Origin of the sequence: Sphingomonas sp. (assembly GCF_048594985.1) — a bacterium.
Lineage (GTDB): Bacteria > Pseudomonadota > Alphaproteobacteria > Sphingomonadales > Sphingomonadaceae > Sphingomonas_I.
On the sequence record NZ_JBMDXG010000317.1, the window covers coordinates 1 to 8,359 of the forward strand.

Below are 8,359 nucleotides of genomic sequence, written 5' to 3' on the forward strand. Positions count from 1 at the left end.
TTGCGGAACGCCGCGGCCATGCCCAGGCCGATCAGCCAGCGACCCTCGCGGATCGCGCCTGGCGCTTTCGCACGCTTGTCCCAGCCGAACTTCTCCGCACCGATCCGCATGCACTGGATCAGCTGGCGCTGCGAGAAGGGGCGGTTGGCCGCTTCCGGATCGACCTGGGTATCGTTGCGCACGCGGAATTCCAGCGGGTCCATCCCCAGCTTCTCCGCCATCTCGTCCATCGCGATTTCGAGCGCCATCAGGCCCGGCGCCTCGCCCGGCGCGCGCATCGCATTGCCCTCGGGCAGGTCGAGCACCGCCAGACGCAGCGCAGTCATGCGGTTGGGCGCGGCATAGAGCAGCTTGGTCTGCGCCACCGCGCCTTCCGGCCCACCGCCCGGCAGATCGCCCGACCAGCTTTCGTGCGCGATCGCGGTCAGCCGGCCGTTCTTGTCGGCGCCGAGGCGGATGCGCTGGTGCGTCGCCGGGCGATGCGTCGTGTTGTTGGCGATCTGCGGCCGCGCCAGCGCCACCTTGACGGGCCGCTTCGCCGCACGCGCGCCCAGCGCGGCGAGGATGGCGTCGCTGCGCACCCACAATTTCGATCCGAACCCGCCGCCGATGAAGGGCGAAACGATGCGGACCTTCTCCTTCGGGATCTTGAGCGTCTGGCTGATGTCGCGGACGCCCCACTCGATCATCTGGTTGGAGGTCCATAGCGTCAGCTGGTCGCCGTCCCAGGCGGCCGTGGTCGCATGCGGCTCCATCATCGCATGGCTCTGGTCGGGCGTCGTGTAGACGGCATCGAGCTGGACCGGCGCGGCGGCGAACGCCGTTTCGAAATCGCCGACCCGCTGCACGGGCTTGGCGTTGGGGCCATCATTGCCGTCCGCCTTGAGCGGCGCGCTCGCCAGTTGCGCGGCGAGATCGAACCGGCCGCGCGCGCGATCATAATCGACGCGGACAAGGCGGGCGGCCGCACGCGCCTGCTCGAACGTCTCGGCCACGACCAATGCGATCGCCTGGTCGTAATGTTCGATTTCGGGGCCCGCGAGCTGCGTCGCGGTATGGCTGCTGGACTTGCCCAGCGGCCCGGCATTCGCCGCCGTGACGATCGCGATCACGCCGGGCGCGGCCTCCGCTGCGGTCAGGTCGATCGCGGCGATGCGCCCCTTGGCGATCGCCGACCCGACGACGAACCCGTAAGCGGGGTTCGCCGCGACGTCGTGGCGCTCATAAGCATAAGGCGCGCGTCCGGTGGTCTTGAGCGGGCCGTCGATCCGGTTGGTCGGCTTGCCGACGACCTTGAGGCGGTCGATCGGGTTGGTGCCGGCGGGCGTGTCGAACTTCATGCGCGAACCTCCGCCAGAATGCCCGCCAGTGTCCGTTCGACCAGGGGCAGCTTGAATGCATTGTCACGCGTCGCGCGCGCGCCGGCCAGCAACTTGGCCGAGACCGCCTGCGCCCCGCGCGGCAGTTCCGCCTCCGCCTCCTCGACCCGCCACGGCTTGGGCGCGACCCCGCCCACCGCGACGCGGCCCGTGCCGTCGGGTTTGATGATCGCCGCTACCGAAATCAGCGCGAAGGCATAGGACGCACGATCACGAACCTTGTGATAGACGTGCGTGCCTTCCACCGGCCGTGGCAGCGTGACCGCGGTGATCAGTTCCCCGGGCTTCAGCGCCGTTTCCACATGCGGGGTCGTGCCCGGCAGCCGATGGAAGTCGGCGATCGGGATCGCGCGCGTGGCACCCGCCGGATCGACCGTCTCGACCGTCGCGTCGAGCAGGCGCATCGCGATCGCCATGTCGCTCGGATGCGTGGCGATGCAATGGTCGCTCACCCCCAGCACGCCAAGCTGCCGCGCATAACCGCCGATCGCCGCGCAGCCGGACCCCGGCTGGCGCTTGTTGCACGCCTGGTTGGTGTCGTAGAAATAAGGGCAGCGGGTCCGCTGCAGCAGATGGCCCGCCGTCGTCGCCTTGTTGCGCAGCTGCCCCGATGCGCCCGCGAGCAGGGCGCGGCTGAGCACGCCATAATCGCGCCGGACGCGGCGATCGGCGGCGAGATCGGTGTTGCGCACCAGCGCCCCGATCCGCAGGCCCCCGCTTTCGGTCTTCTCGATCCGGTCGAGCCCGAGGCCGTTCACGTCGATCAGGTGGGCCGGCGCCTCGATCTGCAGCTTCATCAGGTCGAGCAGGTTGGTCCCGCCCGCGATGAACTTGGCGCCCGGCCGCTGCGTCGCGGCGGCGGCTTCCTGAATGGACCCAGCGCGCTGATAGGTGAACGGCTTCATCCCTTTTCCCCCGCCACGTCGGCCATCGCCTCCAAGATATTCGAATAGGCTCCGCAGCGGCAGATATTGCCGCTCATCCGCTCGCGCATCTCGGCGTTGGTCGCGCGGGGCGCATCGGTCAGGCTGGCGCTGACATGGCTGGGAATGCCCGCCTTGATCTCGTCCAGCACGGCCACCGCCGAACAGATCTGGCCGGGCGTGCAATAGCCGCACTGATAGCCGTCATGGACGATGAAGGCGTTCTGCATCGGGTGCAGCTTGTCCGGGGTTCCAAGCCCCTCGATCGTGGTGACCTTGTCGCCCTCGTGCATCACCGCCAGCGTCAGGCAGGAATTGATGCGGCGGCCGTCGACGATCACGGTGCAGGCGCCGCACTGCCCATGATCGCAGCCCTTCTTGGTCCCGGTCAGGTGCAGATGTTCGCGCAACGCGTCGAGCAGCGTGGTGCGCGGGTCCAGCGTCAGCGCATGCCGCTCGCCATTCACCTCCAGGGATATATCCATCGCCGCCACCTCCGCTTTCGCCGCCGCCCGGGCGTCCGTCGGGGTTGAATGGGCGAGCATCGCAGTGGTTGCAGTGCCGATCAGAACACCCCGCCGGGAGCAGACAAATTCGGGATCCGGTTGCATCGGTCACTCCGTTTCCTGGCGCGAACGCATCGGAAGCCGCAATGGCGGCATCCGATCGAGGAGATGATGGTACCCGAAGGGCCGGGCATTGCAACGGAGGCTGAAAGCGGTGGCGCGGAGCAGGCCCGCACCACCGCGATCGATCATTCGGCCGGTTCGGCGATGCCGATCGGCTCGACGCTGTCGGGCTTTTGCGGCAGGTCGAAACGGTCGGCATTCATCACCTTCGTCCAGGCGCTGATGAAGTCCCGCACGAATTTCTCCTCGTGGCCCTTTTCCGCATAGACCTCGGCCACGGCGCGGAGCTGGCTGTTGGAGCCGAAGATCAGGTCGGTACGCGTGGCGCGCCAGCGTTCGTGGCTTCCGGCGCGATCATAGCCGATGAATTCCTCGTCGGCGCTCGTATCGACCACCTTCCAGAAGGTGTCGTTGTTGAGCAGATTGACGAAGAAGTCGTTGGTCAGCTGGCCCTTGCGGTCGGTGAACACCCCTTCCGGCGCGTCCTTGTAGTTGGCGCCGAGCACGCGCAGGCCGCCGACGAGCACCGTCATCTCGGGCACCGACAGGCCGAGCAGCGACGCGCGGTCGAGCAGCAGCTCCTCGGTCTTCACGCTGTGCTTGGTCTTGAGGTAGTTGCGGAAACCATCCGCGACCGGCTCCATCACCGCGAAGCTGTCGGCGTCGGTCCATTGCTGCACCGCGTCGCCGCGACCCCCGGTAAAGGGCACCTCGACGTCGAAGCCGGCATCCTTCGCCGCCTTTTCGACCGCTGCCGTGCCGGCAAGGACGATCGCGTCGGCGACCGACAGATTGCCGCGCAGTTCCTCTATCTTGGCGAGCACCTGCGCCAGCTCCTCCGGCTCGTTCACCTTCCAGCCGCGCTGCGGCTCCAGCCGGATGCGCGCGCCAGAGGCGCCGCCGCGATGGTCCGACCGGCGATAGGTGGAGGCTGAGGCCCAGGCCGTCTTGACCAGCTGGCCGATCGAAAAGCCGGCACCGAGGATCGCCGCCTTGAAGGCCGCGACATCGGCATCCGACGGTTCGGTGCCGGCGGGAACCGGGTCCTGCCAGATCAGGTCTTCCTCGGGCACTTCCGGTCCGAGATAGCGGACCTTCGGCCCCATGTCGCGGTGGGTCAGCTTGAACCACGCGCGGGCGAAGGCGTCCTTGAACGCCTCATGGTCGCGGCGAAACTTCTCCGAGATCACGCGGAATTCGGGATCGACCTTCAGCGCCATGTCGGCGGTCGTCATCATCGTCGGGACGCGCTTGTTCGGATCATGGGCCGCAGGCGCCATGTCCTCTTCCCTCTGGTCGATCGGCTGCCACTGCTTGGCGCCCGCCGGGCTGCGGACGAGCTCGTAGTCATAGTCGAGCAGCAGGCGGAAATAATTCTCCGACCATTCCGTCGGCGTGTTGACCCACGCGCCCTCGATCCCGCTGGTGATCGTATGCTCGCCGAACCCGCTCTCATGCGCGCTGGCCCAGCCCAGCCCCTGGAGCGCGATGTCCGCGCCCTCGGGCGATTCGCCGATCAGGCTCGGGTCGCCGGCGCCGTGCGCCTTGCCGAACGTATGCCCGCCCGCCGTCAGCGCGACCGTCTCCTCATGGTTCATCGCCATGCGTTCGAACGTCGCCTTGATGTCGCGCGCGGACTGGAGCGCGTCGGGCACGCCGCCCGGGCCTTCCGGATTGACGTAGATGAGGCCCATCTGGATCGCGGCGAGCGGCTGCTCCAGCTCCAGCTCCTCCTCGGGCAGGATGCGGGTCTTGTTGTCGGGATGGCCGACGAACTGCTCTTCCGATCCCCAGTAAATGTCCTTCTCGGGCTCGAACACGTCACGACGCCCGCCGCCGAAGCCGAAGACCGGCCCGCCCATATTCTCGATCGCGACGTTGCCGGTCAGGATGAACAGGTCGGCCCAGCTGATATGCTTGCCGTACTTCTGCTTGATCGGCCACAGCAGGCGGCGCGCCTTGTCGAGATTGCCGTTGTCGGGCCAGGAATTGAGCGGGGCGAAACGCTGCTGCCCGCTATTGGCGCCGCCGCGCCCGTCCGCGGTGCGGTAGGTGCCCGCCGCGTGCCACGCCATGCGGATGAACAGGCCGCCGTAATTGCCATAGTCGGCCGGCCACCAGGGCTGGCTGTCGGTCATCAGCGCCTTGAGGTCCGCCTTCAGCGCCTGATAGTCGAGTTGCTCGAACGCCTCGGCATAGTCGAATTCGTGGCCCATCGGATCGGGCGACGTCCCGCCCTGATTCAGCACCTCGAGCGGCAGCGCGTCGGGCCACCAGTCGCGATTGGTGCGCCCCACCAGCGAACGCACTGTCGTGGGCCGTTCGACCGGGCATCCGCCCATCTGCCCCGTTTTCGCATCCATGATTGCTCTCCGTGCTGCCAATTACGGGGAGCCTACGCTTCGCATGCACCAACGGGTAATCGATTATCTCGGTCAGCATCGATCAAAGAAGCGATTGCCGGCCCTGAAAACGAGCGGAGTCGGCAAACCGGGGTCCCGAATACAAAAGGCCGCCCCGTTTCCGGAGCGGCCTTTCCATTGTCAGCCACCAAAGGCCGAAACGTCAGAAGCGCAGGCCCGCCGCGAGGCCGGTCGCGTCCACATTCTTCGCCTTCAGCGGCATGAGACAATGAGACATTCGACCACCTCCTTTCCGTTGTTGCACAGGACCGCCGATATGGTGGCGCCCACAAAAGGTTCAAGGATGTCGCGCACTTAATCGTACCCGGAATATCCCGGAACGCGGCGCACCGCCGGTCGTTCGAACAGCCTCGACACCGTGGCGGCCGCTCGCCTCGCAAAAGGGGGCAGGTTCATGGCCGCAGTCGCGGAGAAGGCTTCATCGTCCAGCGCGCCTTCGGTCGGCGAGGTCGCCGCGCGGCTGTCGGCCGCGCTGGAGCAGGGCAATGTGCTGTTCGCCGCCAGGGACGAGGCCACGGCCATCGCGACGAGCCTCGCGCTGGCGGCGGCCGCGCCCGAGGCGCTCGTCCTGTTCTGCCCCAGCAGCGACGCGCTTCCCGGCGACGATGCCCCGGCCTCCCCCGCCAATGTCGGCCGCCGCGTCTCGGCCCTGCGGGCGATGCGCCTCGCCCTGTCCGCGAAGACGCACGCCCCGATCGCCTGTCTGACCACGGGCGAGGCGCTGGGGCGGCTCTACGCCCCGCCCGCCGCCTTCGACACCGCCCTTCCGCAGGTCGCGGTCGGCAAGCGGATCGTTCTGTCCGACCTGTTCGAACAACTTGGCGGGATCGGCTATGTCGCCGACGAGCGGGTCGACGAGCCGGGCGAGGTGGCGCTGCGTGGTCAGGTGCTCGACGTCTACCCCGCCGATGCCGATGCGCCGCTGCGCATCGAGGTGGTGGACGGCATAGTCGCCTCGATCCGCATCTACGATCCGGCCGACCAGCGCACGACCGGCGAATGCGAGCGGCGCGAGCTCGGCCGCGTGGCCGAACCGCCACTCGGCGCGTCGGGCGTCACGATCCTGGACCATCTGCCCGACGCTCCGGTCATCCTTGCGCGCGGCGCGGACGAGCGGCGCACGCGCTTCCTTGCGCTGGCACGTGATGCCGCGCGCCGGCGGCCGAAGCGGGCGGTTGCCGACATTGCGGACGAGGCGATCTGGGCCAAGGCGGTCGCCGGACGCGAGCTGCTTGACATGACCGGATCGGACGATCCGCCGCCCCGCTTCGTGGAAGCGAAACGCCCGATCCAGGCCTTCGCCAAGGTGGCCATGGCGGCGATCGAGGCGGGCGCGCGCGTCGCATTGCTGGGCAGCGAACGGGATCTGCGCTTCCTCACCCCGCGCATCGCCAAGGCGCTGAAGCGTGCGGTCACGCGCGTCGCCTCCTGGTCCGAAGCGCGCGATGCCGAGGCGGGCTCGGTCGTCGCGCTGGCGATGCCGGTGGAGCGCGGCTTCCGGAACGACGGCGTGCTCGCGGTCGCCGCCGCCGATCTGATCGGCAGCCGGGCCGAGCGCGCCGATGCCGCCGCATCGAGCACGGACACCACCCTGTTCGGCTTTGCCGAGATCCGCGTCGGCGACGTCGTCGTGCACGAGGATCACGGCATCGCGACGGTCGCCGGGCTCGATCGGATGCCGGCCGTCGACGGCGCCGATCCCGGCGACGCAATCAAGCTGACCTACGCCGCGGGCGGCGTCCGGCTGGTCCCGGTGGACGAGGCGGACCGGATCTGGCGCTACGGCGCGGAGGAGGATGCCGTCACGCTCGACAAGCTGGATGGCGGCACGTGGGAGAAGCGCCGCGTCACGATCGACGCCGCGATCGCCGAAAGCGCGCGCGGCCTGACCGAACTCGCCGCCGAAAGGGCCCGCCGCAGCGCGCCGGTGCTCGATCCCGACGGGGCCGCCTATGAGCGGTTCGCGGCGGGCTTCCCCTTCAGCGAGACCCCCGACCAGGCCCGGGCGATTGCCGCCGTTCGCGCCGACCTCGCCTCGGGCAAGCCGATGGACCGGCTGGTGGTCGGCGACGTCGGCTACGGCAAGACCGAGGTTGCGCTGCGGGCGGCCGCCACGGCGGCGCTCGCGGGATATCAGGTCGCGATCGCGGCGCCGACCACTGTCCTCGCGCGCCAGCATCTCGAAAGCTTTACCGAGCGGTTCGAGGGGACGGGCATCGTGGTCGCCGGCCTCTCCCGCCTGTCCACCGCCGCCGAAAAGAAGCGGGTCAAGGCCGGGCTGGCCGATGGGAGCGTCCAGGTCGTCATCGGAACCGCCGCCGTCGCGGCCAAGGGGGTCGCCTACAAGAACCTCGCCCTGGTCGTGATCGACGAGGAACAGCGCTTCGGCACGGCCGACAAGGCGCGGATGCGCGATCTGGGCGCGGGGCACGTATTGACCCTGTCGGCCACGCCGATCCCGCGCACCTTGCAGACGGCACTGGTCGGCCTTCAACAGCTGTCTATCATCGCCACCCCGCCGGCGCGACGGCGGCCGATCCGAACATCCGTCGGCCCCTTTCATCCCGAAACGGTGCGGACCGCGCTCCTTCGCGAGAAGAGCCGGCGTGGCCAGAGCTTCGTGGTCGTGCCCCGCATCGAGGACATGGAGCCGCTCGCCGCGCAGCTCGCGCGGATCGTGCCCGAGCTCGAACTGCTGCAGGCGCATGGCAAGATGCCCGCGCTCGACATCGACGAGGCGATGGTCCGCTTCGGCCGGGGCGAGGGCGACGTCCTGCTGGCGACGAACATCATCGAGGCGGGGCTCGACGTGCCGCGCGCGAACACGATGATCGTGTGGCGTGCGGATCGCTTTGGGCTTGGGCAGTTGCACCAGTTGCGTGGGCGCGTGGGTCGCGGCAACCGGCGCGGGCATATCCTGCTGACGACCGAGCCGGGGCAGTCGCTGACGGAGGCGACCAAGAAGCGGCTGCGCACGCTGGAGTCGCTGGACAGGCTGGGCGCGG

At 68.7% G+C, this 8,359-nt stretch carries 5 protein-coding genes; 1 reads left to right on the forward strand and 4 read right to left on the reverse strand.

From position 1 onward, the window contains the following. The 4 genes from ACOJSF_RS13005 to katG all read right to left on the reverse strand — a co-directional run. Window positions 1–1,340, reverse strand: a 1,340-nt coding sequence (locus ACOJSF_RS13005) for a molybdopterin cofactor-binding domain-containing protein (protein ID WP_420142624.1), incomplete at its 3' end; no start/stop codon positions are given. Next, window positions 1,337–2,284: an FAD binding domain-containing protein gene (locus ACOJSF_RS13010; protein WP_420142625.1), complete on the reverse strand. Its 948-nt coding sequence runs from the start codon at window positions 2,282–2,284 to the stop codon at window positions 1,337–1,339. The genes ACOJSF_RS13005 and ACOJSF_RS13010, both read right to left, overlap by 4 nt. Next, window positions 2,281–2,913 (reverse strand): aldehyde dehydrogenase iron-sulfur subunit PaoA, encoded by a 633-nt coding sequence (gene paoA, locus ACOJSF_RS13015; protein WP_420142626.1) that lies wholly within the window; start codon window positions 2,911–2,913, stop codon window positions 2,281–2,283. Before paoA ends, ACOJSF_RS13010 begins: the two co-directional genes overlap by 4 nt. 143 nt (window positions 2,914–3,056) lie before the next feature. Continuing rightward, a complete protein-coding gene (gene katG / locus ACOJSF_RS13020; RefSeq protein ID WP_420142627.1) occupies window positions 3,057–5,294 on the reverse strand; it encodes a catalase/peroxidase HPI in 2,238 nt (745 codons plus the stop codon). 454 nt (window positions 5,295–5,748) lie between these two features. Here katG and ACOJSF_RS13025 point away from each other — a divergent pair. Then, on the forward strand, window positions 5,749–8,359 hold a 2,611-nt coding region (locus ACOJSF_RS13025), incomplete at its 3' end, for a DEAD/DEAH box helicase (protein WP_420142628.1).

Bases quoted from the DNA above. Each gene is read 5' to 3' on its own strand.
- katG (WP_420142627.1), bottom strand. From the start codon at position 5,294: ATGGATGCGAAAACGGGGCAGATGGGCGGATGCCCGGTCGAACGGCCC.
- paoA (WP_420142626.1), bottom strand. From the start codon at position 2,913: ATGCAACCGGATCCCGAATTTGTCTGCTCCCGGCGGGGTGTTCTGATC.
- ACOJSF_RS13010 (WP_420142625.1), bottom strand. From the start codon at position 2,284: ATGAAGCCGTTCACCTATCAGCGCGCTGGGTCCATTCAGGAAGCCGCC.